Consider the following 21,534-nt stretch of genomic DNA (forward strand, 5'->3'; position numbering starts at 1 on the left):
ACGCCGGGTCGGCACCCGGCCGCGCTCAGTCCACGTCGGACATGTCGGAGTCGTACTCCCCGCAGTGGTGGTGCAGCCCGGTGAGCGGCCCGTCGCCGACCTGGGCGGCCCACTCGACGAGCGTGTCCGGTGCCGGGTCACCGGCGAGACCGGCCGCGACCAGTGCGGGACGCCGGTCGGTGCGCGCCCAGAGGTCCTGCCACTGCTGGTGGCGCAGGCACAGGAAGCGCAGCCCGTTCAGCTCGGCGACGGTCTCGATGTCGTGGACGGTGGCGTGCGACAGGTCCAGCCCGGACAGGTGGGCGACCGTGCGCAGCGGCCCGAGGTCCACCGCGTCGCCGGTGGTGATGGTCAGCAGCCGCAGTGTCGGGTGGCCGGCCAGCGGGGCCAGGTCAACCGCGTCCAGGTCGAGTTCCAGCACCTCAATCGGGGTGTCCCGGACCGCTGTCAGGTCGGCGGTGCGACCGGACAGCCGGATCTGGCGCAGCTCAGGAGCGGCGCGGAGCGCGTCGAGGGCGATCTCGTCGGCGGTGGCCACGGTCAGCCGCTGCACGGCCGGTCCCATGTCGTCCAGTGACGGCCCGTCGCCGGGAACGTCCCAGGTGCGCGCCTCGGCCTGGGCCTGCTCGGTGGGGTCGGGCTCGGCCAGGTTGATCCGCAGCTCGCCGCCCTCGTGCTCGTAGTCGCCCCGGTCCAGCGCCTCGATGTGCAGGCGCAGCAGCGAGGTGACCGAGTCGGCCACGTAGCTGGGCTGGTCCTGGTGCAGCCCGATGGAGATGACCTGCCCGACCCGGCCGTTGGGCGGCGGGGCCATGTCCACGGCGTAGAAGTCGCCACCGGTGGTGTGGGCGAACGGCACCCAGCGCGGGTGGTCCACGACCTGGCGCACCAGCTCCGGGCGGTGGGTGTGGTAGAGGTTCGCCTCGTGGTCGGACTCCTCGGGCGCCTCGTGGCCGTCCAGGTCCCCGGAGTCCGGCACCCACCAGTGCTCGGCGTGCACCGTGGCCACGCTCTCCAGGCCCATCCACACCCGCAGGCCGAGGAAACCGGCCTCGTCGGCGTCGCCGTCGGCCAGCGCGTACAGGGCGCGCAGGTCTGCGGGCAGGGCGACGCCGATCCGCTCCTCCAGTTGTTCGCGCTGGTCAACGGGTAGCGGCGGGGGCATCTCCTCGTCGTGGCCGCGGATCTCCGCCCGGCGGCGGCGCAGCTCCTGGAACAGGCGCACGGCTTGTTCGGGATCACCGGCGGGCGTCGGGTCGACCGGGCCCTGGGTGTCCGCGAGGTCCTCGGGCCGAGGCACGTACAGGAAGGTGTCCGGGTCGCGACTGCTCCGGTGCAGCACCCGGCTGACCACGGCCTCGTACCGGGAACCGTCCGCGTGCACGGTCAGGTCCACGGTCAGCCGCTCGTCCTCGGCGTTGTCCAGTTCCGCGATGGTGAGCAGGTTCTCGCTGATGTCCGCGTCGGCGTCCGACCGCTCGCCGTTGTCGAGCGTGTACCACATGCCGTGGTGGCCGGACTGCGCCGTCGGAGTGGTGAAGCCGCGCAGCGTGGCCCGTTGCCACCCGGCCGGGGCCGCCGCGGCCAGGTCCGCGGCCAGCACCGCCAGCTCCTCGGCGATGTCGTCGTCGAGTGCGTTGGTCATGCGGGGTTTCTCTCCGTTCTGGGTGGGGTGGGGCGTTCAGTCGCGTGGGGTGAGCCGGCCGACGTGGTGCTGGACCCGGTCGGCCGCGCCCAGGCGGGTCAGCCAGGCCACGATCTCCTGGGGGCTCGGGTCGCCGGTCAGGTCGGCGGCGGCGAGCGCGGGCAGCCGGTCGGTGCGGGCCGACAGCTCCCGCCACTGGTCCGGGCGCAGGGTCAGCTGCCGCAGGCCTGGTAGGTCGGCCACGGCCGCGATGTCGTGCACGTCCGCGCCGGACAGGTCCAGGCCGAACAGGCTCGGCAGGCCGCGCAGCGGGGCCAGGTCGACCCCGCTGGCGCCGCGCAGCACCAGGACGCGCAGGGTCGGGTGCCCGGCCAGCGGGGCCAGGTCGACGGTGCGCACGCCCAGGTCGAGCACCTCGACCGGCAGCTCGCGCAGCGGGGTCAGGTCGGTGGACGCGCAGTCGACCAGCCGGACCTGCCACAGGTTCGGTGCCCGCCGGACCGGGTCGAGGTCGACGGCACCGCCGTCGGTGACGGTCAGCACCTGGGTCACCGGGTCGAGCCGGGCCAGGGACGCGTCCGGGCCGGTCAGCCGCACCTGGTGGTACTGGCGGTCGCGCCGCGAATCCGCCCAGCGCGCCAGGTCGGCGGAGGTGACTTCGAGGTACTGGTTGTCGCCGTCCTCGTAGTGCTCGTAGTCGCCGCGCCGCAGCGCCTCGACGTGCCAGCGCAGCAGTGTGGTCACCGAGTCGGCCAGGTAGGACGGGCCGTCGTCGTGGTGCAGGCCGATCCGGATGACCTGCCCGGGCCGGCCGTCCCGCGTCGGGTCCATGTCCACCGCCAGGAAGTCACCGCCGGTGCTGATGGCGAACGGCACCCAGCCCGGCCGATCCAGGGACCGCCGGACCCGGTGCGGCGGGTCGGCGTCGCAGACCACGGAATCCGGCTGGAGACCGGTCGCGGCGAAGACCCGGTCGCCGTCGTCGTCCGTGACCCACCAGCGGTCGTTGGTGTGGATGCCGACGACGTCCTGCAGCGCGCTCCACGGGTGCCCGACCAGCAGGCCGAGGTTGTCGTCGCCGTTGGCCAGCGCGTACAGCGCGCGCAGGTCCTCGGGCAGGGCCACGCCGAGGTCCTGTTCCAGGCGTTGGCGCACCTCCGGGGCCAGTGGCGCGGGCAGGTCGTCGGCCCGCCCCAGGATCTCCGCGCGCAACCGCAGGTACTCGTGGAACAGCTGGACCGCCTCGGCCGGGTCGCCGGCCTGGGTGGGGTTGGTCGGCCCGGGCTGCTCGTCACCGCGCCGCTCGGGCAGCACCCCGGGGGTCAGCACGCACTGGACGCTGGTCGCCTCGCCGACCCGCCGGCCCTCGCCGACCCGCCGGCTCAGCCCCGCGGCGATCAGCGCCTCGAACTCACCCGAGGCGTGCACCACCAGCTCGATGGCGACGGGTGTGCTGGTGCGGACCCGGTCGGCGAGTTCGCTCAGTTCCGTCCAGGGCGCGGCGGCCGTGTCCACCAGCCGGTCGCGGCCGTTGGCCAGCGCGTACCAGACGCGGTGGAACTCCTGCCCGTACTCGGTGGCGAACGCCCGCACCACGGCCCGCCGCCAGTCCTTCGGTGCCTTCGCGGCCAACCCGTCCGCCATCCGCTGGACGGTCGCGGCGATCTCGGTGTGCTGGCTGTTCGGCATGGCGGAGTCCATCTCGTGCGGGGGCGGGTGGCGGGTGCGTCAGGTGCTGGTGTTGTAACAGCCAGCACTGACAGTTGGGTGGCCGTTGGGCCGGCACCGGTCCCCGCGTACCGTGCTTGACGTGCGGAAGTGCTGTGTTCGGGGGTCGGTGGCGCTGCGGGGTCGGCGCCGGTGACCGCTGGGGTGACCCGCGCCAGCACCCGGTGCTGGCGCCCGCCGTTCCCGCTGGACCTGGCCGCCGTGCTGGCGCCGCTGCGCCGCGGCCGGGGCGACCCCACCCACCAGCTCGCCGAGGACGGCGCGCACTGGCTGACCGCCAACACCCCGGCCGGCCCTGGCACGCTCGCGGTGCGCCGCGCCGGTGCCGGCGAGGTGCGGGCGGCGGCGTGGGGCGCGGGGGCCGAGTGGCTGCTGGCCGGGGTGCCCGCGCTGCTCGGCGCCGACGATGACGACAGCGGGTTCCAGGCGCACCACCCGCTGGTCGCCGACACCCGGCGGCGGCTGCCCGGGCTGCGGCTGGGCGCGACCGGGCGGGTGTGGGACGCGCTGGTGCCGGCGGTGCTGGAGCAGAAGGTCACCGGCTACGAGGCGCGGCGGTCCTGGCGGGAGCTGTGCCGGCGGTTCGGGCTGCCCGCGCCGGGGCCGGCGGTGGGCATGCCGGCCGGGATGCGGGTGCCGCCCACCCCGGCCGCGCTGCTGGCCGTGCCGGACTGGGAGTGGCACCGCGCCGGCGTCGACGGCGGGCGGCGCCGGGCCCTGGTCGCCTCGGCGCAGGTGGCGTCGCGGCTGGAGCGGGCGGCCACCCTGCGCGGCGCGGCCGGCCGGCGGTTGTTGTGCCTGGTCCCGGGCATCGGGGTGTGGACGGCCGCCGAGGTGGCGCAGCGGGCCTGGGGTGATCCGGACGCGGTCAGCGTCGGCGACTTCCACATTCCCAGCGTGGTCGGCTGGGCCCTGGTCGGCCGGCCGCTGGACGACGAGGGCATGCTGCGGGTGCTGGCCCCGTACACGCCGCAGCGGCAGCGCGCGGTCCGGTACGTGGAGGCCTCCGGTTTCCGCCGCCCCCGCTACGGGCCGCGCTACGCCGGCCGCGACTACCGGGCGATCTGAGCTGACTCACCCGGCTGGCGTGAGTCCGGGCAGGAGTTCCCGCACCAGTGCCTCGGCCAGTTCGGGTGTGGCGGTCAGGTCGGTGAGGTGGCTGAGGAAGGCGCGCTGGAAGCACGCGCCCAGCAGCAGGCCGGCGAGCGCGTCGGCGTCGGCGTCGGCCCGGACGCGGCCGGCGGCCTGTTCGGCGCGCAGGTAGTCGGCGACCGCGGTGTTGACGTGCTGCGGGCCGGCGCCGCGCTCGGCCAGGGCGCCGCGGTGGGCGGCGAGCAGCCGGGGCTCGGAGAAGATCGACGCGGCCATCGGGAAGGTTTCCTGGTAGAAGGCGAGCGCGGCGGCGGCGACCTCGGTCAGCGTGTCCGCCACCGCGCCCCGGCCGACCCGGTCGGCCAGCGTGCCCAGCAGGCGTTCCAGATCACCGGGGGTGCGCTCGCGCAGCACCGCGAGGAACAGGTCCTCCTTGGCGCGGAAGTGCTTGTACAGCAACGCTTCCGAGCAGTCGGCGGCCCTGGCGATCTCCTTGGTGGTGGTGCGGGCCAGCCCGCGGGTGTGCATCACCTGCGCCGCCGCCGCCACGATCCGCGCCCGGGTGTCCGACACGACTGCCTCCGCTTGACAGGTGAGTGAGTGCTTACCCAGGATAGGGGAGAGTAAGCACTTACTCACCCCGCCCTCGGCGGGGCAGGACAGCAGGACAGGAGCCCACGATGAAGCTGACCGTGTTCGGTGCCAGCGGTGGCACCGGCGGCCAGGTGTTGGCCCAGGCGCTCGACGCCGGCCACCACGTGACCGCGGTGGCGCGCGCCTCGTCCACCCTGGCCGTGACCGAGCACCCCCGGCTGACCGTGGTGCGCGCCGACGTGTTCGACGCCGAGGCGATCGCGCCCGCGGTGGCCGGCGCGGACGCGGTGGTCACCGCGCTGGGCTCCCGGCAGGTGAGCGCCCCGACCGAGGTGTGCGCCAGGGGCACTCGGGCGATCCTGGCCGCCATGCACGCCACGGGCACGCGCCGGCTGGTCGCGGTCAGCGCCAGCGGCGCGTTCAGCGACAGCGGCGACGGCCCGCTCACCCGGTACGCGGTCAAGCCGGTGCTGCGACGCGTGCTGCGGCACTCCTTCGCCGACATGCGCGCCATGGAGCGGGCGATCCGCGACAGCGCGGTCGACTGGACCGTCGTCCGCCCGCCCATGCTCACCAACGGCCCGCTGACCCGCCGCTACCGCACCGCGCTGAACCGCAACGTGCGCGGCGGCATCCGGCTGTCCCGCGCCGACCTCGCCCACTGCGTGCTGCACCAGGTGGGCGAGCCGACCGCGGTCCGCGCCGTGGTCTGCGTTGGCTACTGACCGCTCGGCCACCATCGCCCGGTGATCGTCAGTTTCGCTTACCAACTGTCACCGATCGTGTAACGCGGCGTCACGTCCTCCCGATGGCTCAGGCACGGCCCGAGACTCGGGCCCCCGTTGGGAGGACATCGATGTCCGTTCGGAGCACGTCCGCACCCACACGATTACGCAGAGCCGGGGTGGCCGCCCTGGCCGCGCTCGCCACCTGGGCTACCACCGCGGTGGCCCTCGCGGCACCGCCGGCCGCGGCCCAGGTCGACCCGTCCGACGTCGAGGTCACCCTTGGTCCGGGCGCCAGTGCCACGGTCGCCAAGACCGTCACCACGCCCTCGGTCCCGCCCAACCCGGACCTGGTGTTCCTGGCCGACACCACCGGGAGCATGGGCGGTGCCATCGCCAACGTCCGGGCCAACGCCGCCAGCGTGACCAGCGCGGTGCTGTCCGCCCAGCCCAGCGCCCAGTTCGCGGTGGCCGAGTACCGCGACGCCACGGACCCGTTCGTCTTCCGGGTCAACCAGAACCTCACCGGGGACACCGCCGCCGTGCAGACCGGGATCGACGCCTGGGTCGCCTCCGGCGGCGGCGACTTCCCCGAGGCCGCCGTCAACGCCCTGTTCGAGATCGGCTCCGGGGCCGTCGCGTTCCGGCCGGACGGCACCAGGATCCTGGCCTGGTTCGGGGACGCGCCCTCGCACGACCCCAGCCAGGGGCACACCCTGGCCGACGCCGTCGCCGCGTTGCAGGCCGCCGGGATCCGGGTCGTCGCGGTCAACATGGGCGCGGCCGGCTCGGGTCTGGACACCGGCGGGCAGGCCACCTCGATCGTGACGGCGACCGGCGGCGTGCTGCTCAACAACGTCCCGGCTGACCAGGTCGCCCAGGCCATCCTGGACGGCATCCAGGCCGTCAAGGTCACGGTCACGCCCACGATCACCGCGTGCGACCCGCAGCTGAGCGTGGTGCTCACCCCGGCGAGCCAGACGGTGAACAGCGGGGACAAGGCCAGCTTCACCGAGACGATCACGGTGCAGCAGGGCGCAGCCGCCGGCACCTACCACTGCACGGTCGACTTCCTGGTGGACGGCGCGTCCCGGGGCTTCGTCGAGCGGACCACGGTGCACGTGCCCGGCGTGCGGGTCAACGACGTGACGGTCGCCGAGGGCGACGCGGGCAGCACGCCGGCGGCCTTCACGGTGAGCCTGGACCGGCCCAGCCCCGGCCCGGTGACCGTCGACTTCACCACGGCCGACGGGACCGCCGGCGCACCGGGGGACTACACACCGGCCAGCGGCACGGTGACGATCGCGCCCGGCGCGACCAGCGCGGTGGTGACCGTGCCGGTCACCGGGGACACCACCGACGAGCTGGACGAGACGTTCACCGTGGCGCTGACCGCGGCCAGCGGCGCGGCGATCACCGACCCGACCGGGGTCGGCACGATCGTCGACGACGACCGCGACGGGGTGTTCTCCTGCCGGGCCAGCGCGCTGAACCTGGTCGGCGTCGAACCGGTGGTGGCCAACCCGAGCGACGTGCCGTGCGTGCCCGACAGCAAGACGGTGGCGCGGGTCGGCCTGAACGCGGGCGCGCTCGCGGTCAACGCCAAGGCGCTGACCGCCACCACCGTCCAGACGCCGGGCGAGCTGACCTCGGCGCCGCCGGCCGAGGGGGACAACGCCACCGCGACCGCCTCGGTGGACACGACCACGATCAGCACCCTCGGGCTGACCATCGAACTGGGCGTGATCAGGTCGACCGCCTCGGCCCGGTGCGTGCCGGGAGAGGGCGGACTGGTCCCCCGGTTCTCCGGCGACTCGACGGTCGCCTCCCTGAAGATCAACGGGGTGCCGACGGAGATCGGCTCTGGTCCGGTGACCATCCCGCTGGTGATCGGGTCGCTCACGCTGAACAGCACCGAGACCACGGCCACCTCGGTGGTCCAGCGGGCCGTGGCGCTGGACACCGTGCTCGCCGACGTGGTCATCGGTGAGGCGCGCGCGGACGTCCACGGCTCCACCGCCCACCCGCACGGCAACCCCTGCCGCGGCTGATCACCCGGCAGCGCGTGACCGGCGGCTGGGTGCTCAGCCCGCCGCCGGTGCGCGGTCCGGCCAGGTGGGGCGGCGGCCGAGCAGCGCCACGATCTCGTCCAGCCGCGACCCGCCCGACCAGGCGACCGCCGGGGCGAACGCGGCCCCGGGCTTGCGGCGCGCGGCACCGTCGGGCACGGCCCTGGCCACGGCGAGCGCGGCGGTGAGCAGGTCCGGCTCGAACTCCACGGTCCGGCCCAGCGTCCTGGCCACGTCCCAGGAGTGCACCACGTAGTCGATGAAGTGGAAGCTGATCGCCAGCCGGCCGGGAAACGCCGCGCCCGGGCCGAACTCGGGCAGCGGGAAGGTCCGGTCGAGCACGCCGTCGGCGGCGAAGGCCGCCAGCACCCGCTCGGCCGACTCCCGGTAGGTGGCCACGTGGTCCTCGCCCAGTGGGCGCGAGCGCCACAGCGCCGGGTCGCCCTCACCCCTGGCGGCCGAGGCGAAGCCGTGGTGCTGGGCGGTCATGTGGGTGAGCAGGCCGTGCAGTGTCCACTCAGGACACGGGGTGGGCCTGGTCAGGTCGTCCGCGCTCACCTGGGCCACAAGGGCGAGGCTGGCGTGCACCGCCTGCCGGTCGAAGGTGACCACGTCGAAGTCGACGGTGGCGAACGCCGGTGTCGGGGCGTCCGGGGAATTAGTAGGCACGTGCACATCATGTGCGCCTGCTTATCATGTGTCAACGGCTATCGTCGCCGCATGTCCGATCCCGCTGGTGAACGCCGCGACCTGGCCGCGATGTTGTACCCGCTGGTGCGGTCCCTGATGGCGGCGGAGCTGCCGGTGCTGGCCGCGCACGGGCTCTCCATGTGGGGCTACACCGTGCTCACCGCGCTGGACGAGAGGCCGGTGCGCACCCAGGCCGCGCTCGCCGAGGCCATCGGCGCCGACAAGACCCGGATCATCCGCACCCTCGACGAACTCCAGGAGGCCGGGCTGATCGTGCGGGAGCCGGACCCGGCGGACCGCCGCGCCCGCCTGCTCGCCATCACCGACGACGGCCGCCGGGTGCGCCGGGCCGCCCAGGCCGGCATCCAGGCCAACGAGAACCGGCTGCTCGCCCGGCTGCCCCCGGCCGACCGCCGCGGCTTCCTGCGCGCGGTGCGGACGCTGTCGAGCCTGCCTCCCGAGGAGATCGCCGGACCACCCGCCGAGTGAGCACCCCCGCGGCCGGCGCGGGTCCGATTGTTGACATCGCACTGTCCGGCGGTGAGAGTCAGGCCCTCGTCAGCAGTGGAGGGAGACCGGAGATGACCGATCGCGGGCAGGGCCCGGGCGGGGCGGGCGAGTTCGGAACCGGGCCCCGGCTCGCAGCCGCGGACCCGGGTGATCGTCCGGCGCGCCGGGGCGTCCTGGTCACCGGCGCGTCCCGGGGGATCGGCCGCGCCATCGCCACCGCGTTCGCCCGCCAGGGCGACCGGGTCGCGGTGCACTGCTCCACCCGGGGGCCCGACGCCGAGCAGACCCTGGCCGGGCTGGCCGGCACCGGGCACGTGATCGTCAGCGGCGACCTCACCGATCCGGCGCGGGTGGCCGAGCTGGTCGCCGAGGCCGACACGGCACTGGGCGGACTGGACGTGCTGGTGAACAACGCCGCGGTGATGGTGCCGCACCCGCTGCCCACCACGTCCTACGCCGAGTGGCAGGAGGCGTGGCAGCGCACCGCCGCAGTGAACCTGTTCGGCACGGCCAACGTCAGCTACTGCGCGGCCCGCCACATGATCGACAACGGCAGTGCCGGGCGCATCGTGAACATCGGCTCCCGAGGCGCCTTCCGCGGCGAGCCCGACCACCCCGCCTACGGCGCCACCAAGGCGGCGCTGCACGCGTTCGGCCAGTCCCTGGCGGTCTCCCTCGCGCCGCACGGCATCGCGGTCGCCTCGGTCGCGCCCGGGTTCGTGGCCACCGAGCGGGTCGCCGACTGGCTCGACACCCAGGGCGAGCAGATCCGCGCGCAGAGCCCGTTCGACCGGGTCGGCACCCCGGAGGAGGTCGCCGCCGCCGTGCTCTACCTGGCCTCACCCGGGGCCACCTGGGCCTCCGGCGCGGTGCTCGACCTGAACGGCGCCTCCTACCTGCGCACCTGAGCCGCGGGCCGGGCACCGCGACCGGCGGTCCTGGGTGGCGCCAGCGTGTCGGCGCGTGGCCGGGAGGTGCCGGCGTGGTCCACTGCCACCCGATCACGCCACACCACCGGCAACGAGGAGGAGCCATGTCCACGCCACCGCTCCCGGCGGCCGCGGTCGCCATGCTCGGCAAACCCAACCCGGCCGTCATCACCACGCTGCGCTCGGACGGCCAGCCCGTGTCCACGGCCACCTGGTACCTGTGGGAGGACGGCCGGGTGCTGGTCAACATGGACGAGGGCCGCAGGCGGCTCGACCACATCCGCAACGACCCCCGGGTCACGCTGACCGTGCTGGACAGCGACAACTGGTACACGCACGTGACGCTGATCGGGCGCGTCACCGAGCTGCGCGACGACGAGGGGCTGGCCGACATCGACCGGCTGTCCCGGCACTACGGGGGCCAGCCCTACCCGCAGCGGGACCGCCGCCGGGTCAGCGCGTGGATCGAGGTGGACCGCTGGCACGGCTGGGGCGACTTCCGGGACAGCAGCCAGGCGAGCGGCTAGGCCGGCACCCGGCCGGGTCCGGGGCAGTGGCCCTGGGCTCGGTCCCCGGACCCGTGGGGGTTCGGCCAGGTGCGTGGTCCACCGCGTTGGACGAGCGGCCGCCCTTGCGGCGCCGAGTGTGGCATGGGGCACACTAGGTCGCGCGCGGCCCGGTGCGCGATCTTCCCGCGACGACGGGAGGAACGACCAACCGAGGGCCGGTGCTCGTGCTCGACCGGAACCACCTGACCAGCACCCCCACACGCGGAAAAGCAGGTTGGATGCGCACCATGATCGCCCCGCCCGGTGGCTCGTCAGCCGGCTGGCCGGCCAGACCAGCGTTGTCCCTCCAGGCCTGGCACACCGCCACGCGAGGAGTGCGACGGTGACCGATCTGGGCCACGACACCCACGTGCCCGGCGAGAGCCGGTTCGGGTCGCTGACCGAGGACGAGGTTCGCGAACTGCGCACCATCCGGCCGGCCAAGGCCGCCGCCGCCCGGCTGACCCCCACCGACGTGCTCGACGAGATCCACCGGCTGCCGCCCAGGACGCTGGGCTTCGTCCACCAGGTGCTCAAGGTCCGGCGCTCCGCCCCACCCGGTGTGCTGTCCCGGTCGCTGCGCTCCGCGCTGGCCCGCGCCGACGAGGATCGCGCCGCGCAGATCCTGCACGACGTGCTGCCCGCCGCGGTCACCGGCACCACCTACACCGACCAGCTGGAGCCGACCGAGCTGGCCGCGCTGCTGTCCGGCCAGGCCGACCACCTCGGGTTCCTGGCGGGCTCGGAGATCCTGGACGGCCTGCGCAACGCGGACGAGTTCGGTGCCAGCCGCACCACCCGGATGGCCGCCTGGTCGTCGATGGCGAGTTCCGGCCACGGCGGGTCGGTCGCCGCGCTGGCGTGGCTGGTCGCGGACCCGCCGCCGTGGTGGACCACCGACCAGCAGGCGATTGCCCGCGCGGTGTGGCACCGGGTGCGGCGGCGCGAGCCGCTGCTGCCGGACCAGCCGATCCCGTTCGACGAACTCGTCCGGCTGGTGGACCGACTGGACCTGGACGACACCGCTGACCCGGCCGGTGACGCCGATCCGGCGGCGGATGGCAGCGACGAGCCGGAACCCGCCGGGCGGCCCGCGTCGCACGGCCCCGCGTGGGACGGCTCCGCGTTGGACAGCACCGCGTTGGGCAGCACCGGGGTGACCGGGCCGGTGCCGGCGGAGCCGGAGCGGGTGGCCGACCTGGTGGCGCGGCTGGACGGGCTGGAGCACGACGCGGCCACCGTGCGCGCCGAGGTGTTACCCGCGCTCGACGCGGACCTGGCCGCCGGCCGGGCCCCGCAGGCCGAGCAGGTCGGTGCGCTGGTCGCGGTCACCGAGTCGATGACCGCGCTGTTCCGCGCGGTCGGGGCCGCCGCCGGCGGTGCCGTGCCCGACACGCTGGGCCGCGCCAGGTGCCTGCTCGACGAGATCACCGCGGCGAACTCGGTCCGGGAGCTGCTGCGGCGCGTGCGGACGCTGACCGGGCTGGTCGCGCCCGACTACGCGGCGACCGAGGCGGCCGAGGTGGCCGCGCTGGCCGCCTCGGCCGACGAGACCACCGGTCCGGGCGTGCTCGCCGCGCTGGACGCGCTGGTGAGCGCCATCGAACTCGGCGACCGCGATCCGCGCCGCGGCCTCGAACTGACCCGTCTCGTCCAGGCCGAACTGCCCACGGCGACCCCGCTGGTGACGTTGGCGCTGCTGGGCCAGCTCCCCGTCACCGAGCCGGCCGAGGACATCCCGGACACCGCAGACCCCGAGAACGCCGCAGACACCGAGAACGGCGTGGACGCCGGGGACGCCGGGGACACCGGGCCGACGGAGTCCACTGTGGACGTGTCAGCGACGGAGCCAGCGGTGCTGACCGAGGCGCTGACCGAGGTGCTGACCGAGGCGCCGGCCGCGCTCGACCGGCCCGGCGCCGAGCCGGCCCCCGCGCCTGGCGAGTCCGAAGTGGACGAACTCGACGCGGCGCTCGCCGGGCTCACCTTCACCATCCCGTCGGCCCGGCCGGCCCCCGACAGCACCGCGGCGCCGGCGCGGCCCGCGCCCGGCCCGGTGGCCACCGAGGGCGGGGACAGCGGGGTGACCGCCGGGACCGATGAGCCGGTGGCCGACCCGCACAGCCCCACCGACCCGCACACCAGCGCCGACCCGCACAGCCGGGCCGAGCTGCTGTGCGCCGGCCTGCTCCGCGACCGGCAGTTCGCGCTGGCGGCCTGGCTGAGCACCGCGCTCGACCAGCCCAGGGCCGTCACCGCCGGCTACCGGCTGGCCGCGCACGCCCTGGCCATGCGCACCTCGGCCGGGCCCAACGCGGTCGCCTTCGCCGACACCGCCACCCAGCTCGACGCCGGCCAGCTCGACGACGACCTGGGCCTGCAGATGCTGACCTACGCCGCGTCCGTGCGCGCCGGGCTGCTCTCGCCGATCACCCACGCCGCCGGCCCGCTGCGCGACATCGCCACCAGCATCGTCAAGTCCGGCCCCGCCGTGGACCAGCTCACCGAGGCGCTGCTCGCCGCGATCTACAGCGGCGCCTACCTGACCCCGCGCAGCGCCGACGCCGTGGCCGAGGCCGCCGAAGCCGAGGCCACGCACGACGGGCTGGCCGCCGAGGCCCGTGCCGAGCTGCAGGCCGGCCCGTCGCGCACCATCCGCTACGCCCTGGCCACCGAACTGTGGCAGTCCTGGATCGCGCCCACCGGCCACCTCGGCGCCCCGCTGTCCATCGTGGCCTCGGGCTCCCGGTCCGACGCGGACGTCGCCACCGTGCGGGCCCGGGTCGCCGAACTGCGCTCGCCGCAGTCCCTGGACAAGGCCATCGACCGGGACACCAGGCAGATCGCCGGCACCCGCCGCATCCGCCGGATCGAGGCACGCGCCCGCGACAAGTTCCTCGACCTGACCGGCCGCGTCACCGACCTGCTTGCCCGGTGGATCGAGGTGACCGACGACCTCAACCGGCCGGCGGCGGGCACCTGGATGGCCGACCCCATGGCCGAGCTGCGCAACCAGGTCAAGGCCGTGCGGGCCAGTGCCTTCGCCGAACTGCGCGCGCTCACCGGCAGCGGGTCACCGGCCCGCGACGCCGCGGTCGAGGCCGGGCTCGCGCTGCTGGCCGACTCCCTGGACCTGCTCGACGGGACCGCCACGTTCGACAAGACCGAACTGCCCGCCGACCGGGTGGTGAACGGGCCGCTCGCGCTGGCCGCGGACCTGCCGCTGGACCCCGCGCTGACCCCGCTGCGGCCGGTGACCGTGGCCGACATCGACCGGGCCGCGACCGCGCTGCGCGCCGGCGACACCGGCTGGACCGAGGCGTTCGAGCACCGCGCGCGCACCCACGACCAGGTCGGCACGCAGATCCTCATCGAGATGCTGCGACCGACCAGGCCGCAGCTGGCGCGCCGGCTCACCGCCGAGCGGGACCGGGCCGTGCAGGCCTCGGCCGACAAGATCGACGGCATCGTGGACACCCTCACCAGTGCCATCGACTCGGACCGCCGGTTCGGCCGGCTGACCTTCGACCAGTGGGCCGACCTGTCCTCGCGGGCCGGCGCGTTCGCCGCGCGAGCCAGGGGCGCCCGGCGCGACTTCGACACCATGCTGGCCGCCCTCGCGGCCATCGAGACCGAGCGGGCCGCGTGCGTCGAGGCCGCCATCGCCAGGGCCCGCGCCGAACTCGCCGAGGCCGACGTCCCCGCCTCGGCCCGCGAGCGCATCCTCGGCTGCATCGACAGCGGTGACATCACCACCGCCAACGAGTACCGCGAGACCATCCGAGGCGGCCGGGACCTGCCCGGTCCGCGCGACGAGATCGACCACCTGTCCCGGTTCCACCCGACCTTCCCGGAGCTGTTCGGCGCCGCCACCCGGGGTGGCCGGGACCCGCTGGTGGAACTCAGGCTGGCCATCGAGGCCGGCCGCACCCCGGACAGCGGCGGACTGGCCGACGCGCTGGCCGCGGCCGGACTGGACCTGGGCCAGATCGCCCGCGCCAAGACCGCGGCCGGCCGCATCGACCAGTGGGCCGCGCTGGCCGACGAGCGCTCGCTGGTCGGCAAGCACACCTACGTCAAGGCGGTCCTGGAACAACTGGGGTTCTTCGCCGAGAAGGTGACCGTGCCGCCCTCGGCCGCGCACCGGGGGCAGTCCCGGGGCCGCTCGTCCTGGCTGCACCTGGCCGGGGTGCGGGCCACCGCCGGCAAGGCGCTCATCCCGGCGTTCGGCAGCCGGATGAGCCCGTCCGGCGACACCCTGCGGCTGCTCGCGGTGTGGCGCTCGCCGACCCCGCAGGAACTCGTCGAACTGCTGCGCTCGGAACCGGCCGACCACTCGATCGTCGTGCTGTACTTCGGCACCCTCGACCCGGCGGCCCGCCGCGAGCTGGCCAACCAGTTCCACCGGGGCCGGCGCCTGCCGGTCACCGCCGTCGTCGACGACGCCGCGTTCGCCTACCTGGCCGCGCAGCCCGAACCCGGCCGGGACATCACCATGTCCATCACGCTGCCGTTCACCTCGGCGGTGCCGTTCACCCCGGACGTGGCGGGCCTGGTCGCGCAGGAGATGTTCTACGGCCGCACCGAGGAGCGCGACAAGGTCGTGGACATGATGGGGCCGTGCATCGTCTACGGCGGCCGCCAGCTGGGCAAGTCCGCGCTGCTGCGCGCCGCCGCACGGGAGTTCGACGACGGCAACGCCCGGCACGCCGTCTACCTGTCCATCTTCAACGTCGGCCAGTCGCACCCGGTGGACACGGTGTGGAACTCGCTGTGGCCCAGCCTGGCCGAGAAGCGGATCGTGCCGCAGGACCGCCCGTCCGGTGACGTGGTGGCCGCGCTCACCCGGTCGGTCGGGCGCTGGATCGCGGCCCGGCCCGGCCGCCAGCTCCTGCTGCTGCTCGACGAGTCGGACTCCTTTTTGGACGCTGACGCCGAGGACGGCCGGTTCAAGCACGTCAGCCACTTCCGGGAGCTGATGGAGTCCACCGGCCGCGCCGTCAAGGTGGTGTTCGCCGGACTGCACCAGACCGCCCGGTTCGAGCGGCTGGCCAACCACCCGTTAGCCCACTTCGGCGACCCCATCTGCGTGGGCCCGCTCGCCCCGCAGCCGGCCTACGACCTGCTCACCCAACCGCTGCGGGCCCTGGGCTACCGCTTCGAGAGCAGCGACCAGGCGGCCAGGGTGCTGGCGCTGGCCAACAACCAGCCCGCGCTCATCCAGCTGTTCGGCGCCCAGCTCCTGCACAACCTGCACCGCGTGCCGCTGCCGGTCACGGCCCCGCCCCAGGTGGTCACCGGCGCGGACATCGCCGCGGTCTGGTCCGACGACGGGCTGCGCAACTCGTTCCGCAAGCGGTTCGAGTGGACCCTCAACCTCGACCCGCGCTACAAGGTCATCGCCTACAGCGTGGCGTTCCACGCGCACTCCGAGGGCGTCGGCGCCACGCTCACACCCACCCAGCTGCGCAGCGAGTGCGAGCAGTGGTGGCCGAGGGGCTTCGCCGCCGAGGACGTGCGCGCCGGCGAGTTCCACGCGCTGCTCGACGAGTGCGTCGACCTGGGTGTGCTGTCCTACGCGGACGGTGGCTACCGGCTGCGCACGCCCAACGTGCTCGACCTGCTCGGGTCCAAGGACGAGGTGGACGAGGTGCTCGACCAGGCCGAGTCCCTGCAGCTGCCGGAGAGCTTCGACGGGTCGCTGATGCGGCCCCCGTTCGGCGACGGCGTCACCCGGGGCCCGCTGACCTCCCAGCAGATCGCCGACCTGCTCGCCCCGCGCAGTCAGGTCCGGCTCATCGCCGGCTCGGCCGCGCTCACCGTGGAGCGCTGCCTGAAGGTGCTCAGGTACGAGAACGACAAGGCCTCCCACGGGCGGCGCGGCCACCTGCGCCCGGCCTCGGCCATCGGCCAGCTGCGCCACACCTGCGAGCAGGCCACGGTGCGCGCCGCCGGCGGGCACGCGGTGGTGGTGGTCGACGCGAAGCACGCCAGCCGGCAGGCCGCGCTGGACGCCTGGCGGCAGGCGCGGGAACTGATCGCCGCGCACTCCGGCGGCACGCTCGGCATCGTGCTGATCACCACGGCCGAGCAGGCGCCGCTGTGGCCGATCGCCTCGGCCCAGTCCGACGCGTCCTCGTCCGTGATCGGCCTGCGCCGCTACGACAACACCGACCTGCGGCTGTGGCTGAACGAGACCACCCTGCCGTTCCAGGACGACGCCTCCCGGGGGGAACTGCTGGCCGTGACCGGCGGCTGGCCGGTCAACGTCAACCGGGTGGCCGAGGAACTGGCCGGCGAGCACGAGTCACCCGGGCACGACCCGCTGGCCTCGATCCGCGCCCAGCTGGCCGACCCCGGCTACGCCGACGCCCTGGTGACCGCGTCCGGGGTGCGTGCCGACGCCGCGCTCACCCAGGCGTGGACCATCCTGTGCGGGGAGTTCGCCGGCGAGCGCGCCGACGCCACCACCCTGGCCGAGTACCTCCAGTTGCACGCTGACGGCGGTGCGGCGGCCCTGACCGGGCCCCGGCTCGCCGAGTTGGGCTACCGCGACACCGGTGACGTCGTCGACGTGCTGCAGACGCTGGGGCTGCTGGTCACCGCCGAGGACGGGCAACTGCGGGTCGAGCCGGTGATGGCCGCGGCGACCACCACCGCCGGCACCACCACCGCCGGTGCCCCGGGCGGGACCGGCCCCAGGTGAGCCGCCGGCCGAGGGACCTGCTGGCGGCGCTGGCCAGGGACGCGGCCAGGCAGGTGCTCGACACGCCCGGCTACGCCGGCCAGGACATCGACCCCGACGAGTTCGCCGCCCTGAACCCGAGGGCGATCCTGCTGGTGATCGCCCGCGCCCCCGGGTTGCGCGCACGCCTGGCCGAGGCGTACGCGGCGGAGCTGGCCGACGGCCCCGACCTGCTGCGCGACCTGGTCGCCGCCGATCCGGCGCGGGCCGAGCAGGCCGCCACCGCGCTCGGCGCCGACCCCGGCCGGCTGGCCGAGCGGCCGAGCCGGCGCGCCGCGCGCCGCGCCGCCAGAACGGCCAGGCCCGACGCCGGTGACAAGGCGGCGGCGCGGGCCGCCCGCAATCTCGCCGAGGCCAGGGCCGCGCGCGACCGGGCCAAAGGCCAGTTGGCCTACGTCATCACCGAACGCGACACCGCCCGCGCGGAGCTGTCCGCCGCCCTCACCGACCGGGACGACGCGCTGGCCACCATCGCGGCGCTGCGCGCGGAACTGGCCGCCGTCCGCCAGCAGCACGCGGCGCTGGCCGGCGACGTCCAGCACGCCGCCGAGGTCATCGCCGCCGCCGTGCGCCCACCGGACCAGGCCACCGACGCCACCGTCGACGTCGACCCCCGCGAACGGGAACACCGGCCCACGCCAGAACCACCCCAGGACGGGGCCGCCCCGGCCGCCGTCACCGACCCGCTGATCAGCGCGGCACTGGCCGCGGCCGGTGTCACCGCGGCGCAACTGCTCCAGGTGCTCGACACGGTGCGCCACCCGCCCGCACCGGAGCCGCGCGGCACGGCCGTGGTGCTGGCCGACCGGCAGCTGACCGTGACCCCGCTGGGCGGCGGCACCGAGATCGGCGGCTCGTGCGTGCTGGTCGAGGTGGGGGACGTGCGCATCCTGGTGGACGCGGGCATGCGCCCCAAGCAGCCGCTCGACCAGGCCGGTCCGCCCGGTATCCAGCTGGCCCGCGCCGGCCACCTCAACGCGGTGGTCATCACCCACGCGCACCACGACCACGCCGGCTACCTGCCCGCGCTCGTCGCCGACCACCCGCACCTGGACGTGTTCTGCACGGCCGACACGGCCGCGCTGCTGCCGACCATGTGGGCGGACTCGGTCAAGGTGTTCACCCGCAGCCGGCACGAGCACCTCTCCCGCGGCGAGCCCGCCCCGGACCCGCCCTACACCCAGCCGCACGCCCTGGCCGCGCAGCGCCGCATCCGCGAACTGGCCTACGGGCGGGTGGTGGAGGTCGCCGACGGCGTCACCGTGGAACTGTTCCCGGCCGGCCACATCCTCGGCGCGGCCGGGGTGGTCGTCACCGCGGGGCCCCGCCGCGTCACCGTCACCGGTGACGTCTGCGACCTGGCTCAGGCGACCACGCCCGGCCTGGTGCTGCCCGACGCCGCACGCGACTCGGACCTGCTGGTCATCGAGTCGACGCACTGCCAGCCCACCGGCACGCGCCGGCCCGCCGAGGTGGAGAACTTCGTCGCGACCGTCGCCGAGACCATCGCCTCCGGCGGCCGGGTGCTGGTGCCGGCGTTCGCGCTGGGCCGCGCCCAGGAGGTGGCGCTCACCCTGCGCGAGCGGCTGCCCGACGTGCCCGTGCTCATCGACGGCATGGCCAAGGAGATCACCCGCATCTACGAGAAGCAGACCGCCGCCGGGGACAACCCGCTGCGGATCTACGGCGCCAACGTCCGCGAGGTGCCCGTGGACGAGCGGCGCGAACTGATCACGTCGTTCCGGCGCGGGGTCATCGTGACCACGTCGGGCATGCTGACCGCGGGGCCAGCCGTGCAGTGGGCCCGTTCGATCCTGCCCGACCCCACGGCCGCGCTGCTGGTCGCCGGCTACCAGGACGCGGAGTCCCCGGGCGCGGCCCTGCTCGCCCTCGCCGACGAGGCCGGCGCCAGCTTCGAACTCGACGGCCAGCGCGTGGACGTCAACGCCAGGGTCGCCAAGTTCGGCCTGTCCGCGCACGCCGACCGGACCGGTCTCACCTCGATCATCAACCGGGTCAACGCCGACGCGGTGATGCTCGTGCACGGCATGCCCCGCCCGCAGCGCGAGTTCGCCGACCACCTGCGCCGCCTCGGCCACCACGTCACCCGCACCGACCGCTGGCAGCCCTGACCGCTGACAACACCGACCGTGATGGCACGGGTAGCCACGCCGCTGCTCGCCCGAACGCCCGCCCAGCCAGGGGCGCCGTGACGTCCAACGGCCGATGACAGGGCGGGGCCACCGCCGTTGTGATGGGTGTGGACTCGCCGCGCGGTCCGGTGGTGGCATTCGGTGCCCGCGGCCGGAGAGAGGGGACATCCATGACCGGAACGCGCGCCCGGCGCGGGCCCGCGGTGCTGGTGGCACTGCTGGCCGGGGCCGGGCTGGTGCTGGGCACCGCACCGGCGGGCGCCGCGCCAGGACCATCCACATCGGACAGACTGGTGCTCGGGCACGATGTCTGGGACATCGCGCTGAGCCCGGACGGCAGTGCCGCCTACCTGACCGGTGACGCCGGGTCCGGGGCTGGCGCGGTGATCACCGTGCTGGACACCGCCAGCCGCGCGGTGACCGCCAGCATCCCGGTGCCGGGCCTGGAAGCTGGCGCGCTGCACGTCAGCCCGGACGGCGGCCGGGTCTATGCGCTCGGCGCCGCCGACGTCACCGTGATCGACCTGGCCAGCCACACCGTTCTCGCCACCCACCCACTGCCCGACCAGCCGCGCCCGGAGGGCTGGAGCGCCGGCGGGTACGGGGCGAGCGCCCTGTCACCCGACGGCCGGCGGCTCTACATCGCCCAGAACGGGCCCCGGTCCTACAAGAAGCGCGACCGGGGCCGGCTGATCGTGCTGGACACCGCGTCCGGTGAGGTGACCACGGTGCCGGTCGAGGGCGAGGACCTGACCGGCCTCGCGGCGCTGCCCGACAACGCCACGCTCTACGTGGCCGGCAGGCGCGGCTACCTCACCGACGTCCCGGACCTGATCCGCCTGGACGTGTCCCAGCTGCCGCCGGCCGTGACCCGCACGGTGGACCTGCCCGAAGCCGCGGTCGGCGTCGTCAGCCTCGCCGCGAGCCCGGACGGCGGTCGGCTGTACCCGATGACCGCCAACCGGAGCGGGCCGCACCACCTCAGCCTGGTCCACACCGGCACCGACGAGGTCGAGTGGACCGCACAACTCCCGCTGAGCCTGCTGCCCAGCTACCCGGTGGCCGGCCCGGGCGGCCGACTGTACACAGTGGACGGCCGCGTGGCGCCGAGCGCGATCACCGTGCTGGACCAGACCGACGGCGTGGTCCTGGGCACCCTCGACCCGATGATCCAGGACGTGACCGACCTCGCCGCCGCACCCAGCGGCGACACCCTCTACGCGGTGGGCCGCGACCACGAACTGGACGCCGGACTGCTCACGATCCTCACGCCCGGCCAGCCGTAGCGCGGCCCACCGGGCACGAGCCGAGGCCGACCTCACAGGGGCGGCAGCACAACGGCGACCGTCGCCACCTCGTCGAGCAGCGCGGTGGAGGGCCGACCGCGTGCGGGTTCGGTCTCGGCGATGACGACGAGCGAACCGTCCCGCCGTGATCGGTAGTGCTTGCCGGTGAACCGGATGTCCCCGAGTTTCAGCACCTGGGTGCCGAAGGGGGTGATGTCACCGGTGCCGTGGATGTCCTCGACCTGCTTGAGCTGTCCCGCGGAGTCAGCTGAGGGCATGCGCACCCACATGACCGTTCCGACGACGACGTTGCCCTGCGGGTCGCTCACCGCGAACAGCAGCTGGTCGAGCTTGTCGCACGGCTGGCGCAGGAAGAACTGTCGCACCTGGCCGAACGACTGCACCGCGCACTGGAGGTCGTGGCGCACGTCGTTCTTGAGTTCCTTCAGCGCCATCCGTTCCCACGCCTGCGCCCGGTCGCCCTTTTTCGCGGCGTCCTGACTCCGCGCCGTTCTCGCGTTGACCGGGCGTTCGCCCGCGGCGGCGTCCAGTCCTGCGCCAACGGATGTCACCGCGTCCCCACCACCCGCTGCCGCGAGCAAACCGGCCAGCACCGCGGCGGCAGCGCCCCCGCCAGCTTTCGTCCACCTGCCCTGTTTGTCGCGGGGTTGGTTCGGGTCGTATGGCACAGGTGTCACGCTCCTTGGCTCGATCTGGCAGAGAATTCACGATCTTGCTGGCGAGTGATACGACGTGTGGCAGTTCTGGGTGTGAATCATCCAGGCGTCTCAGCTGCATCACTCGAATGCCTTAGTGGTCC

Annotated in this window: 14 protein-coding genes; 9 read left to right on the top strand and 5 right to left on the bottom strand. The window is 74.6% G+C overall.

Annotated elements, in window-relative coordinates:
- Positions 1 to 25: 25 nt before the first annotated feature.
- Both LX83_RS35055 and LX83_RS35060 read right to left on the bottom strand, forming a co-directional pair.
- A complete protein-coding gene (locus tag LX83_RS35055) occupies positions 26 to 1,645 on the bottom strand; it encodes an SMI1/KNR4 family protein (protein ID WP_253779716.1) in 1,620 nt (539 codons plus the stop codon).
- A 36-nt stretch (positions 1,646 to 1,681) separates the two neighbouring features.
- On the bottom strand, positions 1,682 to 3,334 hold the full coding sequence (locus tag LX83_RS35060; protein WP_253779719.1) for an SMI1/KNR4 family protein: 1,653 nt from the start codon (positions 3,332 to 3,334) through the stop codon (positions 1,682 to 1,684).
- Positions 3,335 to 3,505: 171 nt separating this feature from the next.
- Between LX83_RS35060 and LX83_RS35065 the strand changes: the two genes are divergently transcribed.
- Positions 3,506 to 4,441, top strand: coding sequence for a DNA-3-methyladenine glycosylase family protein (locus tag LX83_RS35065; protein WP_253779721.1), 936 nt, complete (start codon positions 3,506 to 3,508; stop codon positions 4,439 to 4,441).
- A 6-nt stretch (positions 4,442 to 4,447) separates the two neighbouring features.
- Here LX83_RS35065 and LX83_RS35070 read toward each other — a convergent pair whose 3' ends face one another.
- The gene (locus LX83_RS35070; RefSeq protein WP_253779723.1) at positions 4,448 to 5,038 is read right to left on the bottom strand and encodes a TetR/AcrR family transcriptional regulator; all 591 of its coding nucleotides are present in this window, start codon (positions 5,036 to 5,038) and stop codon (positions 4,448 to 4,450) included.
- 107 nt (positions 5,039 to 5,145) lie between these two features.
- On the opposite strand from LX83_RS35070, the gene LX83_RS35075 reads away from it, so the two are divergent.
- Positions 5,146 to 5,784 carry an NAD(P)-dependent oxidoreductase gene (locus LX83_RS35075; RefSeq protein WP_253779724.1) on the top strand — a complete coding sequence of 213 codons (639 nt, stop codon included), beginning with the start codon at positions 5,146 to 5,148 and terminating at the stop codon, positions 5,782 to 5,784.
- A gap of 131 nt (positions 5,785 to 5,915) precedes the next feature.
- Positions 5,916 to 7,835: a Calx-beta domain-containing protein gene (locus tag LX83_RS35080; protein WP_253779726.1), complete on the top strand. Its 1,920-nt coding sequence runs from the start codon at positions 5,916 to 5,918 to the stop codon at positions 7,833 to 7,835.
- A 33-nt stretch (positions 7,836 to 7,868) separates the two neighbouring features.
- Here the strand turns inward: LX83_RS35080 and LX83_RS35085 are convergent, their stop codons facing one another.
- A complete protein-coding gene (locus tag LX83_RS35085; RefSeq protein ID WP_253779729.1) occupies positions 7,869 to 8,522 on the bottom strand; it encodes a TIGR03086 family metal-binding protein in 654 nt (217 codons plus the stop codon).
- A 51-nt stretch (positions 8,523 to 8,573) separates the two neighbouring features.
- On the opposite strand from LX83_RS35085, the gene LX83_RS35090 reads away from it, so the two are divergent.
- The 6 genes from LX83_RS35090 (at position 8,574) to LX83_RS35115 (ending at position 20,714) form a co-directional block, all read left to right on the top strand.
- Positions 8,574 to 9,032 carry a MarR family winged helix-turn-helix transcriptional regulator gene (locus LX83_RS35090; RefSeq protein WP_253779733.1) on the top strand — a complete coding sequence of 153 codons (459 nt, stop codon included), beginning with the start codon at positions 8,574 to 8,576 and terminating at the stop codon, positions 9,030 to 9,032.
- A gap of 92 nt (positions 9,033 to 9,124) precedes the next feature.
- On the top strand, positions 9,125 to 9,961 hold the full coding sequence (locus LX83_RS35095) for an SDR family NAD(P)-dependent oxidoreductase (RefSeq protein ID WP_253779738.1): 837 nt from the start codon (positions 9,125 to 9,127) through the stop codon (positions 9,959 to 9,961).
- Between the two features lie 125 nt (positions 9,962 to 10,086).
- Entirely contained in the window at positions 10,087 to 10,509 is a 423-nt protein-coding gene (locus tag LX83_RS35100) for a PPOX class F420-dependent oxidoreductase (RefSeq protein ID WP_253779741.1), read from the top strand.
- A 364-nt stretch (positions 10,510 to 10,873) separates the two neighbouring features.
- A complete protein-coding gene (locus LX83_RS35105) occupies positions 10,874 to 17,236 on the top strand; it encodes a hypothetical protein (protein WP_253779743.1) in 6,363 nt (2,120 codons plus the stop codon).
- Positions 17,233 to 19,407, top strand: a complete 2,175-nt coding sequence (locus LX83_RS35110; protein WP_253779745.1) for an MBL fold metallo-hydrolase RNA specificity domain-containing protein — start codon at positions 17,233 to 17,235, stop codon at positions 19,405 to 19,407. The genes LX83_RS35105 and LX83_RS35110 overlap by 4 nt, the downstream gene beginning before the upstream one ends.
- Before the next feature lie 191 nt (positions 19,408 to 19,598).
- Positions 19,599 to 20,714, top strand: coding sequence for a YncE family protein (locus tag LX83_RS35115; RefSeq protein ID WP_253779746.1), 1,116 nt, complete (start codon positions 19,599 to 19,601; stop codon positions 20,712 to 20,714).
- 32 nt (positions 20,715 to 20,746) lie between these two features.
- Here LX83_RS35115 and LX83_RS35120 read toward each other — a convergent pair whose 3' ends face one another.
- Positions 20,747 to 21,286, bottom strand: coding sequence for a hypothetical protein (locus LX83_RS35120; RefSeq protein WP_253779748.1), 540 nt, complete (start codon positions 21,284 to 21,286; stop codon positions 20,747 to 20,749).
- Positions 21,287 to 21,534: the final 248 nt, after the last annotated feature.

The organism is Goodfellowiella coeruleoviolacea, from assembly GCF_024171785.1.
Classification (GTDB): Bacteria; Actinomycetota; Actinomycetes; order Mycobacteriales; family Pseudonocardiaceae; genus Goodfellowiella; species Goodfellowiella coeruleoviolacea.